The sequence below is a fragment of the Xanthomonas theicola genome, from assembly GCF_014236795.1.
GTDB lineage: Bacteria > Pseudomonadota > Gammaproteobacteria > Xanthomonadales > Xanthomonadaceae > Xanthomonas_A > Xanthomonas_A theicola.
In genome coordinates this window covers 304,146-328,896 of sequence record NZ_CP049017.1, presented here as the reverse complement: position 1 = coordinate 328,896, position 24,751 = coordinate 304,146, and the positions used below count along the sequence as shown (strand labels likewise).

The 24,751-nt window shown below is 72.3% G+C and carries 13 protein-coding genes; 6 read left to right on the top strand and 7 right to left on the bottom strand.

The features are described from left to right. Window positions 1-60 precede the first annotated feature (60 nt). Genes G4Q83_RS01490 through G4Q83_RS01465 form a run of 6 tightly spaced genes read right to left on the bottom strand, consistent with a single transcriptional unit; the run spans window position 61 to window position 12,985 of the window. The gene (locus tag G4Q83_RS01490) at window positions 61-5,457 is read right to left on the bottom strand and encodes a tetratricopeptide repeat protein (protein WP_128421160.1); all 5,397 of its coding nucleotides are present in this window, start codon (window positions 5,455-5,457) and stop codon (window positions 61-63) included. Continuing rightward, complete coding sequence (locus G4Q83_RS01485; protein WP_221893111.1) at window positions 5,457-7,895, bottom strand: VWA domain-containing protein; 2,439 nt, start codon at window positions 7,893-7,895, stop codon at window positions 5,457-5,459. The genes G4Q83_RS01490 and G4Q83_RS01485 overlap by 1 nt, the downstream gene beginning before the upstream one ends. 2 nt (window positions 7,896-7,897) lie before the next feature. Then, window positions 7,898-9,625: a hypothetical protein gene (locus tag G4Q83_RS01480; protein WP_128421158.1), complete on the bottom strand. Its 1,728-nt coding sequence runs from the start codon at window positions 9,623-9,625 to the stop codon at window positions 7,898-7,900. Continuing rightward, window positions 9,622-10,530, bottom strand: a complete 909-nt coding sequence (locus G4Q83_RS01475) for a DUF58 domain-containing protein (protein ID WP_128421157.1) — start codon at window positions 10,528-10,530, stop codon at window positions 9,622-9,624. Before G4Q83_RS01475 ends, G4Q83_RS01480 begins: the two co-directional genes overlap by 4 nt. Then, window positions 10,527-11,534 carry an AAA family ATPase gene (locus G4Q83_RS01470; protein ID WP_128421156.1) on the bottom strand — a complete coding sequence of 336 codons (1,008 nt, stop codon included), beginning with the start codon at window positions 11,532-11,534 and terminating at the stop codon, window positions 10,527-10,529. The genes G4Q83_RS01475 and G4Q83_RS01470 overlap by 4 nt, the downstream gene beginning before the upstream one ends. Then, entirely contained in the window at window positions 11,531-12,985 is a 1,455-nt protein-coding gene (locus G4Q83_RS01465) for a hypothetical protein (RefSeq protein WP_158255053.1), read from the bottom strand. The genes G4Q83_RS01470 and G4Q83_RS01465 overlap by 4 nt, the downstream gene beginning before the upstream one ends. A gap of 214 nt (window positions 12,986-13,199) precedes the next feature. On the opposite strand from G4Q83_RS01465, the gene G4Q83_RS01460 reads away from it, so the two are divergent. After that, window positions 13,200-15,992, top strand: coding sequence for a M16 family metallopeptidase (locus G4Q83_RS01460; RefSeq protein WP_158255052.1), 2,793 nt, complete (start codon window positions 13,200-13,202; stop codon window positions 15,990-15,992). 75 nt (window positions 15,993-16,067) lie between these two features. Further along, window positions 16,068-16,505 carry a hypothetical protein gene (locus G4Q83_RS01455; protein ID WP_128421153.1) on the top strand — a complete coding sequence of 146 codons (438 nt, stop codon included), beginning with the start codon at window positions 16,068-16,070 and terminating at the stop codon, window positions 16,503-16,505. Window positions 16,506-16,572: 67 nt separating this feature from the next. Here G4Q83_RS01455 and G4Q83_RS01450 read toward each other — a convergent pair whose 3' ends face one another. Beyond that, the gene (locus G4Q83_RS01450; RefSeq protein ID WP_185817318.1) at window positions 16,573-17,991 is read right to left on the bottom strand and encodes a HAMP domain-containing sensor histidine kinase; all 1,419 of its coding nucleotides are present in this window, start codon (window positions 17,989-17,991) and stop codon (window positions 16,573-16,575) included. A 520-nt stretch (window positions 17,992-18,511) separates the two neighbouring features. On the opposite strand from G4Q83_RS01450, the gene G4Q83_RS01445 reads away from it, so the two are divergent. The 4 genes from G4Q83_RS01445 to G4Q83_RS01430 all read left to right on the top strand — a co-directional run bounded on the left by G4Q83_RS01445 (window position 18,512) and on the right by G4Q83_RS01430 (window position 24,737). After that, window positions 18,512-21,481 (top strand): TonB-dependent receptor domain-containing protein, encoded by a 2,970-nt coding sequence (locus G4Q83_RS01445; RefSeq protein ID WP_211288321.1) that lies wholly within the window; start codon window positions 18,512-18,514, stop codon window positions 21,479-21,481. Window positions 21,482-21,534: 53 nt separating this feature from the next. Next, on the top strand, window positions 21,535-22,206 hold the full coding sequence (locus tag G4Q83_RS01440; protein WP_128420965.1) for a response regulator transcription factor: 672 nt from the start codon (window positions 21,535-21,537) through the stop codon (window positions 22,204-22,206). A gap of 458 nt (window positions 22,207-22,664) precedes the next feature. Next, window positions 22,665-22,886 carry a YbbN family protein gene (locus G4Q83_RS24370; protein WP_425480307.1) on the top strand — a complete coding sequence of 74 codons (222 nt, stop codon included), beginning with the start codon at window positions 22,665-22,667 and terminating at the stop codon, window positions 22,884-22,886. Window positions 22,887-23,054: 168 nt separating this feature from the next. Next, a complete protein-coding gene (locus tag G4Q83_RS01430) occupies window positions 23,055-24,737 on the top strand; it encodes a ShlB/FhaC/HecB family hemolysin secretion/activation protein (RefSeq protein WP_128420967.1) in 1,683 nt (560 codons plus the stop codon). The last annotated feature ends 14 nt before the right edge of the window (window positions 24,738-24,751 follow it).

The following is a 24,751-nucleotide window of genomic DNA, read 5'->3' as shown; positions in this document are numbered from 1 at the left end:
TGCCGTCAGCGTGGCCGATTTGGATTGCCTCATCCTCTGACGGCGTTGATCAGACCTTCCCTAGAGCCAGCCGGGCCGCTTGAAGTCCCTGATGCCCGCCTGCTGCTGCGCGGCTTCCTGGCCGATGCTCGCCTCCAGCCAACGCCAGCTTGCCAGGGCGGCGTCGCGGTCGGGCCAACGCCCGAGGGACTCGGCCAGGGCCTCCAGCGCTTCCTGCGGGCTCTGAAAGAGGATCTCATCGTCGCCACCGCCGCTGCTCGGATGCAGCAGCTGTTGCGTCGCGGCCTGGATCAGCAAGGTCGCCTCGCCGGTGGCGCCCGATTGCGCGAACACCTGCGCGAACAGCACGCGCTGGGCCGGCGCCAGCAGCGGCATGCGCGCCAGGGTCTGCCGCAGCGCCTGCAACCCGGCGTCGTCCAGGCCGCTGCCCTGCTGCGCCAGCAGCGTGGCCAGCAACTGCACGCCATGCCCGTCCAGCGCGCCCTCCCGCAACCGGGCGCGCAGTTCCGTCGCCCGGGCCGGCAAGCCGCCGGTGGCCTGCAGGCCGGAGGCGATCAGCGCGTACAGCGGCTGGGCGCGCTGGCGCTGCGCCGTTGGCATCGCGCGCAGGTATAGGTCCAGTTCTTGCGCGACGCCCGGGTCGGCGGCGATCGCCGGCAGCAGGTCCGGCCCGTCGTTGGCCTTGGACATCGGGGTGCCACGCAGATGGCCGTCGCTGTCGTAAGGCTGGCTCAGCAGGGCAAGGCGAGTAGCTGGCGGCGCATTGCGCCAGAGCCCGCGCAGCACCTGGCGAACCTGGGCCGGTGCGCTGGCGTGGGTACGCGCCAGGGCCACGCTGCCGCCGCGCTGGCCATCGTCATCGGCAAGCGCAGCGGCGGCCTGTCCCTGGCGGATCACCGCCTGCGACAGCGCCGCCTGCGGGCGGGCCTGCTGGAAACGGCCGAACGCGGCTTCGAGCAACGCGTTGAGGTCCGGGCCCTGCGCCTGCTGGAGTTGCGCGCGCGCCTTGTTGATCAGGTCCAGCATCGCGTCGGTGTTTTCGCTGTCCAGGCCGGTGGCCGTTTCCACCCGCCTTGCGGCGTCGTCCTGGTTTGCCGCGTACAGATCCAGCACCAGCGCGGCCGCGGCGATCGACTGGTCCGGGTTGGCGTCCACGTAGGCCTGCAACCGTTGCAGGTACTGCGCCTGCCGGGCGTGCTTGAGATCGTCTTCCAGCAAACCGGCGAGATAGCCTGGGTTCGCCGGCTCGACCGCGACCAGCCGCTCCAGGTAGCGGGTGGTCGCTCGCGGCGCCGGGGCATCGTCGCCGTAGCCGGCATCGAGGACGAACTCGCGATGGAAGGCGGCGGTGGTCGCCGGGTCCGGCGCCGGGTCGGCGAAGAACGCATCGATGCGCTGCTGGCGCTGCTCGGGGAACCATTTGCTCACCAGTGCCTGCGCATAGTCGCCGGCGGCCTGGCCGGTATCGGCAGACAGCGCCTGCAGTTCGCCCAGCGCCCGGGTGCGGTCGCCGTCGAACCAGGCGCGCAAGAAGCCGGGGAAGCGGCGGCCGTCGGGATGGCGGCGGGCGATGCGCGCGGCCGCTTCCTGCAGAAGCGGACGGTTGCCCTCGTCGGCATCCAGCACCAGCAACGGAATGATCGCAAAGGCGGCGCTGCCCTGCTCGAAGTCCAGCGGGTGGTCGATCTGCGCCGCCACCACCCGCGACAGGCGGGTGCGCTGCTCGCCGGACAGCGGCTTGCGCAGCAGATCCTCCACCAGCGTGGCCTGCAGCATCGAGCGCCCCTTGCCGGCCTGGGCGGCGGCGTCGAACCGCTCCAGCAACGTCAGGCGCTGGGCGGTGTCGAAGCGCCCGACCAGGCGTTCGCCGTACTCCTGCTCCGAGGCGCGCTTGCGCACCGTGAACGGAATCGGCTGGTTGGCCTGCTCCACCAGCAGGCGCATCAGGGTGGCATCGTCCAGCAGCGCGTGGCCGACCCGCTTTTCCAGCAGCGCGTACTGGTCCGGCGCGCCGCGGTAGACGTTGAACAGGACCTGCGCCCGGAACGGCGCGGCAGCGATCGGCGCGTACACCTGCTGCAGGAACTGTTCGCGCGGCAGCTGCTCGGCGCCCTGCGCCAGCAGCACGTAAAGGGTGTCGGGACCGGGGCTGGCCTGCGCCTGCCCTGCATTGGCGGCCTGCCACGCCGCCTCGGCGGCGATGGCGTCGGCCACCAGCGCGTGCACCCGCGCCTGGTCGTTGCCGCTGGTTGCCAGCGCCAGGCTGGCGTTGCCGCTGCGCTCGGCCTGCTCGGACAGCCCGGCCCGCACCCACGCACCGGTACTGTCCGCCGCCGTCTGCGGCCCGCGCCCGGCGCGCAGCCGGCGCGTCTGGATGGCCTCGCGCACTGCCGGATCGGCGGAGAAACGCGCGATCACCGCGTCTTCGGCGCGCGCCACCGCGGCATCGTCGCCGCGGTAGGCGCCGAGTTGCTGCTGCAGCGACAGCAGCGCGCGCAGCCGCGCCTGGCGCGCGAACGGCACACTCGGGTCGGCGAGCGCCAGGGTCTGGTTCCACAGGTCCTGCAGCGCGCGCCATGCGGCGATGGCTTCCGGCGCGTCGTCGTGCCAGGTCAGCAGCAAGCCCTCCAGTAAGGCCGGCTGGAACCGCTGGCTGTCCAGCGCCACATCGTTGACCAGGCCGTTGTCCTGCAGCGGCTGGCGCAGCAGCAGGGCGCGCAGGCCGTGCCAGTACCAGTGATTGGCCTGCCCGTCGTCGTCGCGGCGCTCGCGCAGGATCGAGGTCTTCAGGATCAGCTCCGGATTGTCCTGGTCGCGCGCCAGGGCCTGGCTGTAGTTGATGAGCGCCTGCTCGACCCGGCCCTGGCTGGCGTAGCTGTCGCCCTTGAACTGGGCGACGTTGACCAGCCCGCCGAGGTCGGACATCGCGGCGAACGCGCGCTCGGCGCCCAGGGCGTCGCCGCCGGCCAGCAACGAACGGCCAAGGTCGGCGAAGAAGTCCGGCGGGAACTCGCGCTTCAGGGCGAGCAGCCGCCGGCCGTAGCGCAGCTTGCGCGCGTTGTCGCCGATCGAAGCGCCGGCCTGGCCGTCGCTGCCGTTGCTGCCGGACAGCAGCGTCACCAGTTGCCGCAGCAACAGGCCGCGCTGCTCGCCGGCCGCCGCCAGCGCGTTGTCGTAGGCGCGCAGTTGCAGTGGGAAATCGGCCTGGGCCTGGCCGAGATCGGCCAGCACCGCATACAGCGGGTAGGCGTCCGCGTCGGTGCCCAGACGGGCCAGCAGCTGCCGCTGCAGCCACGCATTGACCACTGGCGCCAGCGCCTCGCGCGGATCGCCGCGGCGCGTGGGCGCGTCGGGATCGGCCACCAGCAGCCCGCCGATGGCGTCGGCCAGTTGGATGAAGCGCGCCTGGCTGCCGCTGGCCGCCGCGGCCGCCTGCAACAGCGCCACCGCCTCCGGCACGCGCTGCTGCCGCTTGCGCAGCTCGGCCAGTTGCAACAGGTTGTCCAGCCCGTCCGGGGCCAGCACCATGGCGCGCTCGTAGGCGGCCGCCGCGGCATCGTCCAGGCCGGCGATGGCATACAGGCCGGCGGCGTACTGCACCGACTGCCCGGCGTCCGTCTCGCGCGCCTGCAACTGGGCCAGGATCGCCTGCAGGGCCTGCAGCCGGGCGGCCTCGTCGCCGGCGCCGGCGCCCGCGCGTGGCCCGCGGGCGGTGTTCAGGGCCAGCTTGCGCAGGTAGATCGCGGCGTTGTCCGGATCGGCCTTCACCAGTTCGCGCAGCACCCCATCCACCCGCGCGCCGTCGCCCAGGCGTGCGTACAGTCCGCCCAACTGCCGCAGTTGCGCGGTGCGCCCGCCGCCGCCCCGGGCGCGCGCCTGGCGCGCAACCGCTGCCTCGGCGCGCTCGGGCGCTTCCAGCGCCAGTGCCAGGGCGACCAGCAGGTCCAGGCCGGCCGCTGGCAGCGTGCCTTGCGCCTGCTGCGCCTCCAGCGCGGCGGCCAGCGGCTCCAGCTCGCCGCGGGCGCGGGCGACCTTGACGATCTGCCGTTCCAGGAACGCGCGGCGCGCCGGCAGCTGCGCCTGCGTCCACAAGGCGCGCCAGCGCGCCAGCGCCTGTTGCGAGTCGCCGGCCACCATCGCCAGCGTGGCGATGCGCACCTGCAGGTCGTAGTCCAGCGGCTGCGCGCGCGCGCGTTCCATCGCCAGCAGCACCGCCAGTGCCTGCGCGGGCTGCTGCAGGCGCTCGAAGCCGTCGGCCACCTCGGACTGCAACGGATCTGCGGCCGGCAGGCGGGCATGCAGGGCCGCCAGCAGCCGGCCGGCAGCGGCGTCATCGCCACCCGCCAGCAGGCCATCGAACGCATACAGGTCCACCGCGCCGCGGGCAGCGGCCGGCAGCGCGGCGGCGCGCAGCAGCGGCATGGCTTGATCCTGCAGGCCCATCGCGGTCATCTGCCGCGCGGCCGGCAGCAGCACCTCGGCGCGCCCGCGATTGGCGGCGAACAACTGTGCGAAGGTCGCCAGCGCTTGCGGCCGGCGCCCGGCCGCCAGTTCCTGCGCGGCCAGGCCGATGTAGGCGGCCGCAGCATGCGGCTGGCGACGGATCTCGCCGCGGTATTCGCTGGCCACTTCCTCGCTGCGGCCGGCCAGCTCCAGGATCCCGATCAGGCGCTGCCGCATGGCCGGGTCCTGGGAACGCTTGACCTGGGCGATGGCCTCGTCGAACCGGCCCAGTTCCAGCAACGCGTCCACCAGCGCCTGCTGCAGTTCCGGCTGCGGCGGCTGCCGCTGCAACCACTGCACGGCCTGCTCCATCTGCTGCGCATCGCGCCAGGCTTCCATCCACAACGCCAGCGCGTAACGGCGATCGCCGGCGTCGGCGGCCGCGTCGAAGGCGCGCCAGGCGTGGGTCCGCGCACGGCTTGCGTCCCCGCTCTGCAGCGCCCAGGCGGCGCGTTGCAGGTCGACCACCACGCCGCTGCCGGCGCTGGCCGCCGACAGCGCCAGATCGGTGCGACCCAGCATCGCCAGCAGCACCGCCATCCGTTGCCGCGCCGGCCCGGCCAGTTCCAGCGCCGCCAACGCCGGCGCGGGGTCCTTCGCCAACAGCGCCGCGTGCACCTGCAGGGTCCAGCGTGGCGCGCCCTGGCTGGCAAGGGCGGCGGCGGCATAGGCTTGCTGCGCCGCCGCCAGGTCGCCGCCGGCATCCAGCAGCGCCGCGCGCAATTGCAGCCCCGCCGCCTCCGGGCTGTCGCGCAGGCCCGCCTCGACCGTGGCCAGCGCGGCGCGGGCATCGCCCTGCCGCCACTGCTGCCATGCCTGCGCCCAGGCGGTGTGGGCGGCGGGCAGATGCCGGCCGGCCGCCGCTGCCGCTGCCGGGGCCGCGCCGAGCGGGGCGGCGCCGACCAGCAGGGCCAGCGCGAGCGCCAGGGAGAGCGAGGTGCGTTCAGCAGACATCAGCGCGGTCTCCGGAAAAACGAAGGTGTCCGCCAGGCCCAGCGACGGCACAGCAGTTCCAGCAGGTACAGGCCGATGGCCAGCAGGGCCAGCGCGCTGCGCAGGTCCAGCACGCGCCAGCCGCTCGCCGCCGGCGCGCGGCTGGTCAATGCGACCAGCCCGGGCAGCGGCAGTTGATAGCGCAGCGCGGCGGGCAGCGCGTCTGCGGCGGTCCAGGCGGGATCGGTGGCGCGCACGGCCACCCCGCCCGCGCGCAGCAGCAGGCGTGTCTGAGCGGCGGGCCGTTCGATGCGCGCGGCCAGGATGGCGGGGGTCATCGCCTGCAGCGCGATCGCCTGCTCGCCGCCGTCGGCGTCCACCGCGAGCAACCGGGTGTCGGCGGCCGTCGCCGCACCGCTGCGTTCGACCACCACCTGCAACGCGTCACCGTCGCGCGCCACCTCCAGCGCATGCGCCGGCCGCTGGCGGGCGGTCCCGGCGACCAGGCGCGCCAGCCACGGGCCGTAGCCCGGCCACGCCTCCCAGCCGCGGGTGCCGGCGCCCAGCGGTTCGGTCATCAGGCTGGTCACCCGTCCGGCGCCATGCTGCCAGCTGGCCACCACCGGCTGCGCGCCGGCCCGCGCCATGATCTGTGCGCCCTGGCGCGGCATCGCCGTGGCCAGGCCCTGCAACGGCGGCATGCCCTGCAGCGTCTGGCCCTGCCACCAGGCCTGGCCCGGCACCGCCTGCACGGCGAAGCGCCCGTTGCGGTAACCCGGCGACGGCTGCAGTTGCGGCTGCTTGAGGTTCACCTCCACCATGCTGGCATCGTTGCCCACCTGATAGAAGCGGCCGCGGCCCCAGTTCGCCAGTTCGGCCATCTTCTCCTCGCCCCCGCCCTCGCCCTCGCCCACCAGCGCGGTGGAGACGTTGATGCGGTCCTGCGCGATGTGCCGCAGCAGGCGCTGGTAGTTGTCCTCCTCCACGCCGGCATCGGTGATGATCAGCATGTGCTTGAAGCGGGTATCGGTGTTCTTCAGGCCGAAATACGCCTCCTGCACCGCCGGGAAGAGCTGGGTGCCGCCCTGCGCCTGCATCCGGCCGATGGCACGCTCGACATCGCCGGTGTTGCGCGCCGGCTGGATCGGCACCGACCACTGCCGGGCGCCGTAGAACTCCACCACGCCCACCCGGTCCTCCGGCTTGAGCCGGCGCACCGCCAGGCGCGCGATCTGCTTGGCCAGGTCCATCGGCGCGCCGGCCATCGAACCAGACGAATCGATGATGATCACCAGTGCCACGCTGGGATCGTGCAGTTGTTCCTGCGGTTGCCCGCTCACCGGCAACAGCCGCGCCAGCGGGCCGGCGCCGGCCGGATCGCGCGGAAGCGTCGAAAAGGCGCTGGCGCCGCCGCTGAAGACCAGTCCCATGCCGTCGCGGCCGACCTCCTCGGCCAGCGCGGTCTGCGCGGGGGCGGGCAGATCGATCCCGACGCCATCGAGCACCGCGATGTCCTGCCCGGCGAAGCTGGCGGCGGCGAGCGTGCCCGGCGCCTGCTGCCGCACCTTGAAGCCCTCGCCCAGCAGGCGTTGCAGGTGGGCGCCGGCGCCGGCATCGGCGGCCACGTAGAGCAGCGCGAGCGGGTCCTGCACCGCCAGCGTTCCGGTCAGGGCGCCGCCGTCGCCCTCCGCGCCGCCGCTGCGCAGCAGTACCCGCAGGCGATGAAAGCCGGCGCTCCCGGCGGGGAACTGCAACGCCACCTGGCGGGGGCCGTCCAGATCCAGCGGCGGCGAACGCACCACTTCGACGCCCTCGTACAGCAACGCAACGGATACCCCGCGCCCGCGCCCGTCCAGCCGGACCTGCGCCGTCGCCAGGCCACCGGCCCGCACCGGCGCCAGTTCCACGTCCACCAGGTGCGGGGCGCGCGGCGCCGGCGCGTCCGGCGCCATCGTCACCTTGATTCCGCGCTCCAGCAGTGCCGCCACCGCGCGCCCCCACTGCCGGTCCGGCGAGCCGCCGTCGCCCAGGTACAGCACCTGCCCGCCCGCGCCGGCCGGCAGGCGCTCCAGTGCCAGCGTCAGCGCCCGTATCGGCGACTGCTCGCCGAGCGGCAGATACTCGGCCACGTCCAGTTGCAACGGCTCACCGCCCAGTTGCAGCACGCTGCTGCGCGTGCCGGATCCGCTGGCAGCCAGGTGCCGCCGCAGTTGCTGCAGCCACGCGGCGCGCTGCGGCGGCGGCAGCGCCGCGCGCTGGTCCAGCACCACGACCTGGGCCGGCGCGCTTGCGCGCAACAACAGCGACGGCTGGGCCAGGGCGAGCGCCACGCAGGCCAGCAGCGCCGCGCGCAGCCACCGCTGCCAGCGTGGCAGCCGCGACGAGCGCCACCATAGCAGCGGCAGCAGCACCAGCAGCGCGACCGCCCAGGGCGATTGCAACACCATGTCCATCGGCATCCTCAGGGTATCCGGCCGCGCACATGCAGCCGCCATTCGACACAGCACAGCAGCAGCGCCAGCAGCAGCGCCGCGCTGGCCAGATCGCCACGCGCGAACGCGGCCGGCGCCGCGCCGCCGCGCGCGGCCGGCGTGGCGGGCGCGGCGACGCCGCGGGTGATGGCGCGGTCGAACAACCCCACCTGCAGCGGCTGGCCGGCGACCGTGTGCAGGCCGGCGGCGGGCAGCACCACGCGGTCGCCCAGCGCGCGCTCCCGCACCGCCGCGGACTGGCCCAGGCCCTGCAGCAGCAGCGCCTGCTGCAACGGCTGCCCGGCAACCGCATACGGCACCCACGGCGCCTGGTCGGCCAGCCAGTGCAGGCTGCGGTCGACGAACAGCGGCATGGCCGGCGACTGCGCAAAGCCGCCGTCGGCCGCGAACAGTTCCTGCCAGGCCTGGACTTGGCGGAACGCCCCCTGGGCCACGTCCACCCCGACCGCGCGGCCGAGTTCATCGGCGATGGCGGTGTTGCGCGCCTGATCGATGCCGAGCGCGCCGAGGTGGTCGGCGAGCGCCTGCTGCTCGGTCGCCGCGCGCACGGTGAACCGGAACGCCGGCGCACCGCCGCTGGCGGCGGCCAGCCGCAGCGCCGGAACGCCCGCGCCCGCCGCGGCGTCGGCGTCGGCGTCGGCGTCGGCGGCGACCACCAGCACCTGCGCCTGCAGCGGCGCCACCTGCTGCAGCGACGGGTCCAGCGCCAGCACGTCGCGCAATGTCGGCGGCAACGTGCCCACCACGCCGACCCGCAACCGCCTGCGCATGGGCAGCACCAGCGCGGCGGCATCGTCGGCCGCGAAATGGTCACGCTGCCGCAGCGCCACCTGCAAGGTGCCGCCGGCGGCCGGCACGTCGGTCAGCAACATGCCGGTGGCATCGTCCACCGTCCGGATCCCGGCCGGCAGCGGCCGGCCGTCGAGTCGGACGTCGAGCGCGTCGCGTCCGGGCGGCGGGCCGCCGACCGCGTCCAGCGCGACAAGCACGTCCACCGCGTCCCAGCGCCCGGACGCCGCCGGCGCCGCGCCCAGCGCCACGATGCCGCGGTTGCCGGCCAGCGGCGGCGCCAGGAACGACGCCTCCACCTGCACCCCGGCCGGCCGCGCGCCGCGCGCCGCCGCCAGCACCGGAGCGGCGCCGTAGTAATGGACCAGCGTGTCGGAACCCTCCCGGCCCGCCGACGCCAGCCAGGCCGGGAAGCCGGACGGCCGCGCCCGCGCGGCGCTGTCGCGCAACCTTGCCCGCAGCAGCGCCGTGCGCTCGTCGCCGGCCAGCAGCAGCGACGGCATCCCGTCCCCCAGCAGCACCTCGCGCTGCGCGGCCGGCCGGGCCGCGACGTCGCGTTCCAGCGCCGCGCGCGCCGCATCGAAGGCGCCGGCGCCCAGCAACCACGCCGACGCGTCCAGGTAGTACACGTGGCGACGGCCGTCGTCGGCCAATGGATTGCGCAGCCCCGCCGCGGCCAGCCACAACAACAGCACCAGCAGCAGCGACAGCAGCCAGGCCAACGGCCGCCGCCAGCGTCCGCCCAGCCGCCGCGGCGGCAGCTGGCGCACGGCCTGCTGCCACAACGTGGCGCCGGCGAGGGCGACCGGCGTCCTGCGCACCCTGAGCCGATACAACAGGGTGACCAGCGCCAGCAGCAGCGCAGCACCGACGGCCACCACCCAGGACGGGAACGTCGCGAACGTCACAACCGCAGCGCTCCGCTGCCGAACATGGCCTGCAACGGCGGCAGCACGTCCGCGGCCGCGTCGAGGCGCAACAGGCCGCCGCCGCGCCGGGCGAACGCGGCAAGGCGTTCGTTGAAGCGCGCATGCACCTGGGCATAGGCGCGCAGCAGGTCCGGCGACAGGCTCACCGGCACCGCATGGCCGGGTTCGCCATCGTCGATCAGCACCTCCCCGCGCAGGTCCGGATGCAGGTCGGGGTCGGCGTCGTGGGCGCGCGTCAGCTGTACCAGCAACACCCGGTGCGGCAACGCCTGCAGGCCGTCCAGCAGCGCCTCGACACCCGCCGGATCGAAGAAATCCGACAGCACCACCACCAGCCCGCGGCGCAGGCGGCTGGCCGCCACCTGCCGCAGCGCACCCACCAGCTGGGTGCCTCCGTGGCCCTGCAGGTCCGCCAGTTGCGTGGCCAGCCGCAGCAGGTTGGCGCGCCCGGACACCGCGCGCGCCTGCACCTGCATGGCCTCGGCGAACGTCAGCAGGCTGACCGCATCGTGCTGGGACAGCGCGATCGCCGCCAGCGCGAAGGCCGCGCGCTGCGCGGCCGGCAACCGCGCCGGCCGTTCGGCGACCATGCTGGCCGAGGCGTCCACCAGCAGGTAGACCGGCAGGTCCTGCTGCTCCTCGAACACGCGCACGAACACCCGGCCCAGGCGCTGGTAGACGTTCCAGTCGATCGCCCGCAGATCGTCGCCCATCGTGTACGGCTTGAAATCGGCGAACTCGCTGCCCTGGCCACGCGCGGTGGTGCGCTGCTCGGCCAGCCGGCCACCGCGCTGCGCCTGGGCGATGCGCAGCGACAGCGCCTGCACCGCCTCGACGAATGCCGGGTCGAACAGCGCCTGCGTGGTGGCCGTGGCCCGACTCATCCGCGCAGGCCGGCCATCACGTCGGCGACCAGGGTGTCGGCGGTGACGCCGTTGGCGTGGGCCTGGAAATTGGTGACGAGGCGATGCCGCAGGACCGGCAGCGCCACCGCGCGGATGTCCTCCTCGGCGACCGCGAAGCGGGCGCTGCGCAGCGCCCGCACCTTGGCCGCCAGCATCAGGCCCTGGATGCCGCGCGGCGACGCCCCCAGCGCCACGCTGGCGTTGACCTGGGCGGTGGCGTAGGGGCTGTTGGGCTGGGTGCCCATCACCAGCCGGATCGCGCAGCTGCGTGCGCTCTCTGGGACCGGCACCTGGCGCACGATCCCGCGCATCCGGCGCAGGGTCGCCGCGTCGGTCACCGCCGACAGCCGGACCTGGCTGCCGCTGGTGGTGCGCTCGATGATCGCGTGATAGTCCTGCTCGGTGGGATAGCCGACCACCAGCTTGAACAGGAACCGGTCCAGCTGCGCTTCCGGCAGCGGGTAGGTGCCTTCCTGGTCGACCGGGTTCTGGGTGGCCATCACGCAGAAGGGATCGGGCATGGCGATGGTGCGGCGGCCCACGGTCACCTGCTTTTCCTGCATCACCTCCAGCAGCGCCGCCTGGGTCTTGGGGGTGGCGCGGTTGATCTCGTCGGCCAGCACCAGGTTGGCCACCACCGGCCCCTGCTGGAAGGCCAGTTCGTGGCCGCCGCCCTCGCGCTCGGTGAGCACGTTGGTGCCGACGATGTCGGCCGGCATCATGTCCGGTGTGAACTGGATGCGCGAGAACGGCAGGTCCACCGCCTGGCTGATCGAGGACACCAGCATCGTCTTGCCCAGCCCGGGCACGCCCTCCAGCAGCACGTGGCCGCCGGCCATCAGCGCGGTGAGGACGCCGTCGACGACCTCGCGCTGGCCGACGATCATGCGCCCCACTTCGCCGGCGATGGCCTCGAAGACCTGGCGGAACTCGGCGGCGGCGGACCGCGCGCTGTCGGCGTCGTGCAGTTGGGTGAGGCTCATGGCTGTGATTCCTTGGTGGCGAGGTCGCCGCGCTTGCGCTGCAGCAGGAAATAGTCGCGGACCAGTTGCTGGTCCGCCGCGGAGGCCGGACGCGGGCTCGACGGCCCGCTGTCGCCGGACTGGCTGCCGCGCGCACGCGCGCCGCCGGGAGCGGCCGGCGCGCGCTGCGGCTCGCCCGGCCGGGTGATGCTGCGGACCCGGCCGCGATTGGGGGTGCCGGTCAGTTGGTCCTGCATCGGCACGCCCAGCAGCAGGCCGGTCAGGCCGCGGGTGCGTTTGAGCGCGTCCTCGCCGCCTTGCCCCTGGCCCGTGCCCCGACTCTTGTCTTGGCCATTGCCCTGGGATTGCCCTTGGTCGCCCTTCTCGCTCGGCCCCCGGCGCGGCGGCTGGCCCGGATCCTTGCCCCCCTGCGGCGGCGCCGGCGCGCCGGCGCCGGGTGGCTGCGCGGATTGCGACGACGGCGAGGATGCGGGGTTCTCATGCGCGGCCGCACCGGCCTCGGGCACCCCGTCGCTGCTGCCGTCGGTCGGCGCGGCGTCGCTGGCCGCCATCGGTGCGCCGGCCGCCTGCTGCGGCTGCGCGCCCGCCGATGGCCCCGGATGGCCGCTCGGGCGTGCGGGCGGCGGCAGCGACGCTTTGCCCTCACCGGCGCCGGCGCCGCCGGCGGTCGCGGCTGCCGGCTTGCCCGACATCCCTGCCGCCGACGCGCCCGGGCTCAGCGCCGCACCCGCCGCGCCGGCAGCGTCGGCCACGGCCTGTCGATCGCCGCCGGCGACCGCCCCTGGCCGGATCGCCGGCGGCGGCGCGGCCACCAGCGCCGGCACGTTCTGTCCCGGCCCCACGACCGCCAGCGCGGCATGGCCGGCGGGCGCCGGCGGGTGGCCGGCGATTGCACGCGCGCCCACACCCGGCGCCGGGATCGACCACGCGGCCGCCAGCGCCAGCACGGCCAGCACCGGCATGGCCATGCGCCAGCGCTGCAACGGCAGCGCGCACGCCGCGATCTCGCGCTCGCCGGCCTGCCGGGCCGGCGCCAGCCACGCCTGGGCATCGGCGATCGCCGCTGCACGGAAACCATCCCGGGCCGGCTCGGCCAGGAACTGATCGGCCGCCAGCAGGCGGTCCTGCGCACCGGCGCGGCGGTCCAGCAGGGCCAGCGCAGCGCGCCGTTGCGGACGCCAGCGCGCGCGCAGCGACAGCGGCGCACCGGCCGCCAGCAGCAACGGCGCCGCCACGCTGGCCGACAGCCACACCGCCATCGGCAGCAGTCGCCACGGTGCGCTGGCGAGCGCCAGCAGCGGCACCACCGCGCAGCCGGCCAGCGCCATGCGCAGGCCGCGCGCCCAGGCACCCCGCGCGGCCGCCCGCTGCAACAGACGCTGCCCTTGCCCGGCGAGCGCATCCAGTTGCTGGGCGAAGATGGCAGCGGCGCTGTCGGGAAGCAAAGCCATGGTCCTGGGACGCATCGATGGGGCTGACCGGCATTCCACATCACGACACTTGCATGGACCTTACACTGCTGCATGGACCTTGCCCTGCGTGGCGTTTGCCGATGCTTTCCGCCGGTGGTTGCGCGCGGCCAGGCGCGCCATGGGCATGCCAGCCCGGTGCAAGCTTGGCGTGCGTCAATTCCCCGGTCCCGCCTGGCCCGTCCCGGAGTCCGCCTTGAGCCGTCTTTCCCACTCCCTGCTCGCGGTCGCCGGACTGCTGTCCGGCGCGACCCCGGCGCCCGCGCTGGCAGCGGCGCCGCGCACTGCCGCTGCCGCCCCCGCCCGCATCGCCGCAGTGGACATCGACCACCACGTCTTCACCCTGCCCAACGGACTCACCGTGGTGGTGCACAGCAACCACAGCGTGCCCAACGTGTTCGTCGGGGTATGGTACCGGGTGGGTTCCAAGGACGAGCCGCAGGGCAAGACCGGTTTCGCCCACCTGTTCGAACACCTGATGTTCCAGGAGACGGTCAATCGCAAGGGCGAGTATTTCCTGCCGCTGGACCGGGCCGGCGCGTCGGACATGAACGGCAGCACCGACCTGGACCTGACCCGCTACTACCAGACCGTGCCGAGCAATGCGCTGGACCTGGCGCTGTGGATGGAATCGGACCGCATGGCGTGGCTGGGGCGCAGCATCACCCAGGCCGCGCTGGACGAACAACGGGCGGTGGTGAAGAACGAGAAGCGCGGCGAAGAACTCGGCGAGCAGGACCGCAGCGAGGACATCTACCGCCAGAGCTACTTCCCGCTCGGCCATCCGTACCGGCACAGCACCATCGGCTCGATGCAGGATCTGGACAACGCCTCGCTGGACGATGTGAAGACCTGGTTCCAGGACTACTACGGCGCCTCCAACGCGGTGCTGGTGCTGGCCGGCGACGTCGACCTGGACACCGCCAAGCGCAAGGTGGCGCACTACTTCGCCGATGCGCCCGCCGGCAAACCCGCCTCGCGCATGGACCAGTGGCTCCCGGACTTCGCCCAGGTCAAGCGCGACATCGTGCAGGGCGACGGCCCGCTGGCGGGCATCCGCCGCAGCTGGCCGGTCTCCGGCGACGTGCCGCGCGAACTGGCCTTGCTGCAGCTGGCCGCCGGCACCCTGGCCGGCGCCAGCGACGCCGTGCTGTGGGATCTGCTGGTGAACGATCTGCAGTTGGCGACCCAGGTCACGGCCGGCCTGTCGAGCAACCTGCTCGCCAATACGTTCTCGATCGACGTGACGCTCAGGCCCGGTGTGGACCCGGCCCGGGTGGCGCCGCTGCTGGACCGTGCGCTGGCGGCGTATTTCGCCCACGGGCCGGACAATCCGGAGCGGATGCAGGCGATCGTGGTGGGCAGCCAGAACAACCTGCTGCGGTCGCTGCAGAGCAACGCCGCGGTCGGAGCGATGCTCGCGCAGGGCCAGCTCTACCATTGCGATCCAGTCGGCGGGCTGAAACAGCTGGAGTGGGTGCGCACGGCCACCGCCGAGGACCTGCGCGTGGTCGCCGGCAAATGGCTGGACCGCCCCTATTACGAACTCGTCACCCGCCCGGCGCCGCCCAATCCGCCCGCACCCGGCCAGGTCGACCGTACCGCACCGCCGCCGCCTGGCCCGTTCACCGGCCAGGTCAGGTTCCCGGCGATCACCGAAACCACCCTGTCCAACGGCATGAAACTGGTGGTGGCCGAGCGCCGCGGCCTGCCGCTGATCGACGCCAGCCTGCAGTTCGACAGCGGCACCGAGGTCGAGCAGGGCTACGGCCAGGGCATCGCCGCGCTGGCCATGAACCTGCTGCCGCTGGGCACCGACGGGCGCGACGGCAACGCCATCACGCGGGAGATCGCGCGCATCGGGTTCTATCAGGGCTCGGCGGTGGGCGAGCGCGCGATGGGCTTCAGCTGGAACACCACCAGCAACCGCCTGGACGACAGTTTCGCGCTGGCCGCCGACCTGATCCGCCACCCGGCCTATCCGCAGGCGGAGATCGACAAGCGCCGCGCCAACGTCGCCATCGACGCCGGCTACGATGCCTACGAACGCTCGCCCATCCAGTCGGCCGGGCAGGTCTTCGCCAACGCACTGTGGGGCCGCGACCATCGCAATGGCCGCATCGTCACCCGCGCGCAGGCGCACGCCGATTTCGCCAGGCAGAACGATCGCGACGTCATCGCCCGCTTCCACGACCGCGAAATGGGCCCGGCCAACGCCACCCTGTACGTGATCGGCGACGTCACCGTCGCCGCGGCCAAGGACGCCGCCGAGCGCCGGTTCGGCGACTGGCCCCGCAACGCGCCCACGCCGCTGCCAGACCCGGCGCACGCGCCGGTCGCCGCCGCCGGCCCGCGGGTGATCCTGATCGATGCGCCGGGCGCATCGCAGAGCAGCATCGTCGCCGGCCATCTGGTCGGCGCGTTCGACCCGCACACCGCCGCCGCCGAAGCGCTGATGGGCGAGGCGCTGGGCGGCAGCTTCCACAGCCGCCTCAACATGAACCTGCGCGAGGACAAGGGCTGGACCTACGGTTTCAGCGCCGGCATCGGCAGCAACAGCCGCGGCCCGCGCCCGTTCACCGCCAGCGGCACCGTGCAGACCGACAAGACTGTCGAGGCGCTGCTGGAGATCCGCAAGGAGATCCGCGACTACATCGGCGCCCGCCCGATCGGCGCGGACGAACTGGAACGCGACCGCAGCGCCTCGATCCAGGCCATCCCGTCTGGCTTCACCACCAGCGGCGCCTTTCTGGCGTCGATGATCAACTCGCACAGCCTGGGCCTGCCCTACGACCGCGCCGAAGGGGCGATGCAGCGGCTGGCCGCGGTCGACCTGCAGCAGGTGCGCGCCCTGGCGCGCGCCACCTACCGCCCGGACCAGATGCTCTGGGTGGTGGCGGGGGACCTCAAGCGCATCGAGGCCGGCATCCGCGCCGTGGACCTGGGTCCGGTGGAAGTCCGCGATGTCTACGGCAACACGCTGCGCTGAGCCACCGCCAGCGCCCTTGGCGGCCGCTCCCTCGGTGGGCGCGTCGCCCCTTTCATCGCTCCAGGCACACCGCCCGTGCTGTCCCCTTCGGCCGCTGATCGCCGCCGTGCCGGCAGGCGCCGGACCGGCGATGCGCTGGCCGCGGTTCGCGGCCAGCGCGGCCGGCGTCTGCGCGGGAACACCGAGACCACCGCCTCGGTGCCGGAATCGATGCAGGGCAGCGTCCGCTACCGGCGTCCCGGCGGCCGCGCGCAGACCCTGCCCGCGCGGCTGCAGCGGGCGCATGCCAGGCAGGCGCCACGGGCGATCGGCCACCGCGTGCGGCCTGGCGCAATGACCTCGGTCATCGTCGGCGACCGCCGCAAGGCGCAAGCGCCGCTGCGCGCGCTGGGCTCGGGCCCGGTCCAAGCGCTGGACAGCGACGGTCGCCGCCGCGACCAGGGCTTGAGGTCGGTGCGAAGCGGCCCGTGGCGCATCGCGGCAAGGCGCACAGCCCCGGCCTTGCGCCGCTGACGGCCGGCACATCCCATCGCAACTGTATACGGCGCCCAGTCGACGGCGTGAGCGCCCGGCCGCGCGGTCAGTCCTGCAACTGCACCGGCGGGAACGCCAGGGTGAAACAGGCGCCGCCTGCCGGCGCATGGCCCGCCCGCACGCTGCCTCCGTGCAACTCGGCCACCGCCTTGACGATCGCCAGGCCGAGCCCGTGCCCGTTGCGGTTGGGCGGGAACTTGGCGAACGGCTCGAACACGGTGGGCAGCAGGTCGGCAGGGATGCCCGGGCCGGCGTCCTGCACCGAGACCTCGCCACCGGCATGCACCTCCACCCCCACCCGCCCGCCCGCCGGCGAGAAGGACATGGCGTTGTCGATCAGGTTGGCCAGGGCCACCTCGAGCAGGCCCGGATCGCCCAGCACCCGCAGCGGCAGTCCATCGCCGCGCAGTTCCAGCCGCAGCCCGCGCAACTCGGCCAGCGGCTCGCGCTCGGCGATGACCCGCCGGCAGGCCGTGGCCAGATCCACCAGGCTGTCCAGCCTGCGCACTCCGCTGATGCTCATCAGCTTGAGCAGCTGGTTGGCGAGCTTGGTCAGTCGCCCCACATCGCCGACCAACTTGTCCTTGACCGGCCCGTCGGACAGCATTTCCAGCCGGGTGCGCAGCACCGTCAGCGGCGTGCGCATCTCGTGGGCGGCGGTGGACAGGAAGAACTCGCGACGCTTCTGCGCCTCGTCCACCTTCTTGATCATCTCGTTCACCGCCTGCACCAGCGGCACCACTTCGCTGGGCAGCCCCTCCTCGGGCAGCTGGCGGTCCAGGTGCTTGGGATCGAACGAACGCGTCACCGCGGTGATGCGCCTGATCATGATCACGTTGATGCCGACGATCAGCACGAAGATCAGGAACATGCCGGCACCGGTCATGATCAGCCCACGGCTGGAATCCCAGACCCATTTCGGATAGTACCGCGCCAGGCTGGCGTCGATGTCCAGCGGCGTGCGGATCCCGGTATGCTCGTAATAGGAGAGCAGGCCATTGCAATCGAAGTAACTGAGATACCCGATGCCCTTGTCGTCCTGCAGGCTGCGGCTGGCCTGGGTGCACGCATCGGGCACCGCGCTGGTCGCGCGGGAGTCGGCCAGTGCGTCGAAATGCAGCGAGCGGAACAGCGGTTGTCCCTTGCCGCTTTGGAAGACAGCATCGCCCACGCGCACGTACCAGCGGAAATCCGGATTGCGCGCCTTGACCTGGGCCAGGAGCGGATCGCGCTCCAGCGCGATGCCGTCGGCCGGCGCGTTGCGCGCGCGATCGATGAAGTCGCTCAGCCGCATGGTGACCTCGCTGGAGGTGCTCTGCAGCGGATCGCTGGAACGCATGGGCGCGCTCTCCACCAATGGCCGGATGCCCACCCAATAGAACAGGCTGCCCAGGAACAGCAGCGCCAGCAGGGCCATCTGCCCCATCATCGACCGGTACAACCACGGCAACGCTCGCGCTTTCACTGCCTCGTCCTGGCTGGGGATGCGCACATCCGCCGCGCGAGCGGGGCCGATGCAGACGCACGGTCGAAGTGGGGCCGCCGCAGAGGCGTCGCATCCGGCTGCAGCGACGTCGCGCAGAGGGCCATACGGTTGCCGTGGCGCCCACCCCTGCGCAGCGCCGGCCGCGCGCACCGGGATCGATGTCGCGGTGCCGGCTACGTTGCCACAGCCCATGCCCGCCGCGCCAGCCGCTCATCGCATCGCCGCGGTGGGCGGCGGAACCCAAAAGGTTCGCGCAAGGTTCGTGCAAGCTTCATGACATACACATGACGTGCCGGCCGCCGCGAGGGGAAACGCGCGGCGGCCGGAAGTCCCGGAAATCCATTCCAGGCAGGGAAGTCATGCCGTCGCTGGGGACAGCGCGCAGCGCCGCGGCCGGCGCGCGGACATGTGGACGTGGGAGGCGTCCCCGACCCCGGCTGCAACGCAGGGTTTTACCAGCAATCCATCCCATTGTGCCTGGACCGAGGAGACCACCCGTTTGAATACGCATTCGTTCCCGTCGTCCGTGCTGGCGATCGCCCTGGCCACCGCCGTGTCGCCCGCCTGGGCGCAGGAGCGCGAGGGCGCAACAGCGACCGATACCGATCCTCAGGACAGCGACGCGTCCGCCGCCGCCGCCGCCGCCGCGATGCAACGCATCGAAGTGACCGGCAGCCGTCTGCAGAACGGCGACGTCACCTCGCGCCTGATCGTCATCGACCAGGAAGAGATCAAGGCGCGCGGCGTCAGCAGCGTCGAGGACCTGATCCGCACCCTGCCGCAGAACCTGGCCACCATCGGCGCCATCACCAACGAGCGCAGCAAAGGTCCGCTGCAGGACAAAGAGGGCCGGGTCAACGTCAGCACCATGGGCAGCCTGGGCGTGTCGGCCGCCAATCTGGGCGGCATGGGCGCCGGGCTTACCCTGGTCCTGGTCAACGGCCGCCGCATGGCCGGTGCGGCCGGCATCCAGCAGGGTTTCGTCAATCTCAATGGCATCCCGCTGAGCGCGGTGGAGCGCGTGGAGATCACCACCGATGGCGGCTCGTCCATCTACGGCGCCGACGCCATGGGCGGCGTGATCAACTTCATCCTGCGCCGCGACTACGTCGGCACCACGGTCAACGCGCAGTACGAGCATTCCAGCACCGATGCCGACGGCAAGCGCTTCAGCGTCTACTCCGGTTACAACTGGGGCAGCGGCAGCGTGTCGGCGACGCTGAGCCACGCCCGCAGCCGCCCCGTCAACAACTGGAAGAGCGGTTACACCACCGAGGATTACTCGGCCTACTTCAACGGCGACCCGAACTACGACTTCCGCAGTTTCTCCCGGGGCCTGCAGCCGGCGGTCTTCCCGATCAGCGAATACATCCAGGATCCGGACACCTTGATCACCACGCGCATCGATACCGCCCTGACCGTGCCGACGAGGCTGGGCCGGGCGCCGACACTGGCCGATCTGATCGTGCTCGATGCCAGCGCCAAACCCGACCGTGTGCCGGAACTGGCCGGCCCGGACGTCGAATCCAGCGCGATCAACCTGAGCTTCGAGCAGAAACTCACCGACAAGCTGACCTTCACCGCCGACGGCCTGTTCGATCGCTCCACCAATTCCCAGGAAGAGCGCTACGACCAGGGACTGGCGATCACGCTGGCCCCGGGCCAGTACTACAACCCCTTCCCGGCCTATTACGCCGGCCGCTTCAACCCCGGCACCACGGTCTACTACGATCCGCGCGCGGAGATCGCATCCGGTCGCCTGCCGACGGTGACCGTGTCCAACACCACCAAGGCATGGACTGCCAACCTCGGCCTGAGCTATGCGTTCAACGCCGACACCAAGCTCGATGCGATCTACACCACCTCGCGCACCAGCAATGTCGGCGCCAGCCGCACCTTCGGTTCGCTGGCGTTCTTACAGGCCGACCCGGGTTCGCCCAACGGCGTTCGCTGCTCCAATTTCGATCTGGACGAAAACCGCCTGAGCGGCCGTCGGCTCGAGCAGGTGCAGGCGATCGTCGCCCGCCAGTGCCAGGCGTTGACCAGCGCCGATCCGGCGCTGGCGTTCAACCCGTGGAACGACGGCACCGACAGCGCCGGCGCCGACATCAACGACTTCTACTACCTGCTCGACAACGAGGATCGCGCCTCGCGCCTGCAGAACCTGGAACTGCGCATGAGCGGCAGCGCCTTCGCATTGCCCGCCGGCCGGGTCTACTACGCGGTGGGCGCCGATTACAACGAGGATGGCATCGACAGCCGCGAAGTGCGCAACCTGTCGGTGCTGGCCACCAGCCGCGACCGCCATGCCCTGTTCGGCGAAGTCAGCATCCCGGTGTTCGGCCAGGATTTCAACTTCCCGCTGGTGCGGGCGCTGACCTTCAATCTGGCCGCGCGCCGCGACGTCTACACCAGCGAAGGCGCGGTGGGCACGGTGGACAACGTGCCCTACTCCGAGGGCGGCAAGATCCTGTTCGGCAAGAGCGAGTTCGGCAAGACCACGCCGAGCCTGGGCGCGCTGTGGGAGATCACCGACGCCCTGCGCCTGCGGGCGCGCTGGTCGCGCGGTTTCTCCGCGCCGCCGCCCACCAATCTTTTCAGCATCTACGGCACACAGGCCTCGGTCGACTATATCGACAACGATCCACTGTATACCTGCAGCACCGATTGCATCGCGCCCAATTCCAATCGCTACCAGGCCCGCAGCACCACCGCCCCGAACCCCGACCTGAAGCCGGAAACCTCGATCCAGCGCGTCTTCGGCCTGTCCTGGATGCCGCAAGGCGCGCTGGCCGGGCTGACCCTGGACGTGAACTACAACCAGTCCAAGATCAGCAATCAGTACGCGGCGTTCGGCACGCTCAGCCGCTACCTGTCCACCAGCGACCAACTGCGGCAGAGCGCGTTCTACCAACGCGACGCGACCGGCAAGGTCGTCAACGTCAACAGCACGACGTTCAACCTGCAAGGCTCCGAATACGCGTCCATCACCTACGAACTGAGCTATCTGTGGGTCAGCCGCTGGGGCAACTTCCGCCCCAAGCTCACCTGGCTGGACAACCTCAAGGCCGAAACGCGGTCGTTGCCGGGCGCGCCGGTACTGCGCAGCATCGGCACGGTGCAGGGCGTGGACGACTACAAGGTGGTGGGCGAGCTGGGCTGGCAGTATGGCGATGTCACCGCCACACTGTGGGCCTACTACACGCCCACCTACATCAACGATTACGTGCTCACGATGTATTCCGGCAGGATCGACAATCCCGATTACGCCAAGACGGTCGAATCGTTCACCACCTGCGATCTCACCGTGAGCTGGCAGCTGCGCAACGACTTGCGGCTGAACTTCGCCGGGCGCAACATCCTCGATGCCACGCCGCCGTTCGCGGTCATCCAGAGCCGGCCCTACGACACCGCGCGCTACAACCCGGCCGGACGGACCTTGTCGCTGGAAGTACAGTACGAGTTCTGACCCTCCCCCTCCCCGGTCCCGACAGGGCCGGGGCACCGCACTCCGAGGACCGCATGCGCCTGCTGCTGGTGGAAGACGAGCACGAGATCGCCACGACCCTGACCCATTTCCTGGTCAAGCAGGGCTTCGTGGTGGACCTGGCGCCCACCCTGGCCATCGCCCGCACCCTGGTGCTGGACAACGACTTCGACCTGGTCCTGCTCGATCGCCGGCTCCCCGACGGCGACGGGCTGTCCCTCATCCCCCATGCCCGCGCCCACAAGCGGCTGCAGCGTTTCATCCTGCTCACCGCGCTGGCGGACCTGGACAGCAAGGTGACCGGCCTGGAATCGGGCGCCCACGACTACATCGCAAAGCCCTTCGAGCCGCGCGAACTGCTCGCGCGCATCCGCAATGCGCTGCGTCACGAGGTGATGACCGGGCGCGAGCTCAAGCGCTTCGGACCATTGAGCTACGACGCCGACAGCCGCGCGTTCTGGATCGACGACGAGCCACTGCCGCTGCGACGCACCGAGGCCCTGGTGCTGGCGGCGCTGATGGCCCGTCCGGGCGTGCTGGTGCCGCGCGATTCCCTCGAGGCCCGCGTCTACGGCTACGACCGGCTGGTGAGTTCCAATTCGCTGGAGTCGCAGATCTCGCGCCTGCGCCGCAACATCGGCGAAAAGACCCGACGCATCCAGATCCATTCGGTACGCGGCATGGGCTACAGCCTGGTCGCGGAATGAGTGTCGGCGCGTGTCGCCGTTTCCGGTCCGCCGCGCGGGCTGTCGCATTCAGCGGATCGGATGGTCCGGCAGCGTGAACCGGCTGTCGTCGGCGTCGGCGTCGCCGCCGTCGGCCGCTGCCGCCGTGCCGCCGCGCGGCCATGATCCGGCGCCACGGTGGCATGCGGCGCACGGCCAGGGACGCGCAGCGCTACGCGCCGCCCGGCGGCAGCGCCTGCCCGCACTGCCAGGCGCTGAACCGGGTCCCGGCGCGCGCCTGGCGGCAGCGCCGACTGCGGGCGCTGCCATCGCGCACTGTCCGGCGCCGCGCCGCTGGCCTTGAGCGCGGACACCTTCGCCGCCCACCCCCAGCGCAGCGACATTACCGTTGCGGGTGGATTTCCGGGTGCCGTGGTGCGGCCCATGCCGGACCATGGCCCCGCCGTTCGACGCCGCCGCCGCCGCCGCTGGAGCCGCACATGCGCCTGGGCAAGCGGGACACGCAGGCGCCGCCGGCACCGGCGGCGCGCTTGGGCATCCGCAACATGCCGACGTTGGCCTTGCTGCGGCAGGGCCGCGAACGGGCGCGGCGCAGCGGCGCGATCGGCGGCGCCGACCGCGTGCGCTGGGCGCAGGCGCATGCCGCCAGTCCAGTGTGTGCAGTCCCGGCGCGCCGCCAGCGGCGATCTGCAGGGGGGTAAGATTTTCCCTACAGACACGGGCACGCCGGCGCATCACAATAGATCGCACAGGGGGCCGACGCCACGCGTCGGTTGCAGGCGTTCCATCAGTTCAGGCGGCAGTTTTCCGTGGAGACAGGGGCTGAGAGAACGGCGCGCGCGTGCGCTGCGTGGTGCATCGTGCTGTCGATGGGCGTGGCCGGGCAGGCTTGGGCGCAGCAGGGGGACGATCCGGCGACGCAGGCGCTATTGCGTCAGCAGGAGCGCGAGCGGGCGTTGCGCGAGCAGCAGGAAGCGCGTCCGGACGTGCGCCTGGAGCGTGCGCCGAGCGCAGGCATGGAGCGGCTGCCGCAGAACGAATCGCCGTGCTTCCGCATTGCGCGCATCGTGCTCGACGGCGCCGCGGCCGACGCCTTCCGCTGGGCGCTGAAGGCGGCCGATCCCGCGTCGGATCCGGCGACCGGGCGCTGCCTGGGCACCGACGGCATCGACCTGGTGATGAAGCGGGTGCAGAACGCGGTGGTCGCGCGCGGCTATGTGACCACGCGGGTGCTGGCCGCGCCGCAGGACCTCAACGGCGGCACGTTGCGGCTGTCGCTGGTCGCCGGGCGCGTGCATGCGATTCGCTTCACCGATCCGGGGTCGGCGCGCGCGGCGATCGCCAACGCGGTCCCCACGCGCAGCGGCGGGCTGCTGAACCTGCGCGACATCGAACAGGGCCTGGAGAACTTCCAGCGCGTGCCGACGGTGACCGCCGACATCCAGATCGCGCCGGCCGACGGCCAGGGCGCGGGCCCCGGCGAGAGCGACCTGGCGATCGCCTGGCAGCAGCGCGCGCGCGTGCGCGCCAGCCTGAGCCTGGACGATGCCGGCAGCGAGGCGACGGGCAAGCTGCAGGCCAACGCCACGCTGTCGCTGGACAACCCGCTGGGCCTCAACGAGCTGTTCTACGTCAGCCTGGGCAAGGGCGTGTTCAACGGTGGCGGCAAGCACACCGGCAGTTGGACCGCGCACTACGACGTTCCGTACGGCTACTGGTTGTTCGGCGCCACCGCCAGCGCCTACGACTACAGCCAGCGCGTGGCCGGTGCCTTCGAGCGTTACGACTACAGCGGCCGCAGCGGCAACGCCGAGGTGCGGATCGACCGCCTGCTGCTGCGCAACGCCAAGCGCAAGTCCGGTGCCTATGCCCGCGGCTGGTGGCGGCAGTCGAGGAATTTCATCGACGACACCGAGATCCAGGTGCAGCGGCGGGCGACCGCCGGCTGGGAGTTCGGCCTGACCCATCGCCAGTTCCTGGGCGCGGCCACGCTCGACGCCAGCGTCGCGTATCGACGTGGCACCGGCGCCTTCGGCGCGCTGCGCGCGCCGGAGGAACGGGCGCATGCCTTCGATCCGCGGATCCCGCTGGAAGGCACCTCGCGGATGCAACTGATCGTCGCCGATGCGCAACTGGTCGTGCCGTTCCGGTTCGGCAGCCAGCGCCTGCGCTACAGCGCGTCCTGGCGCGCGCAGTGGAACCGCACGCCGCTGGCGCCGCAGGACCGTTGGGCGATCGGCGGGCGCTACAGCGTGCGCGGCTTCGATGGCGAGCTGTCGCTCAGCGGCGAGCGCGGCTGGTGGCTGCGCAACGAACTGAGCCTGTCGGTGGGCGGCGGGCTGGAGGCCTACCTGGGCGCGGACGAGGGCCGCATCGGCGGCCCGTCGGCGCGCTGGCAGGCCGGCGACCACCTGGCCGGCATCGCGCTCGGCCTGCGCGGCGGCTGGCGGCATTTTTCGCTGGACGCTTTCGCCGGTTCGCCGCTGCGCAGGCCCGCCAACTTCCCCACCGCCTACACCACGCTCGGCTTCAGCCTCTCCTGGCACGACTGATCGCACAAAGGACA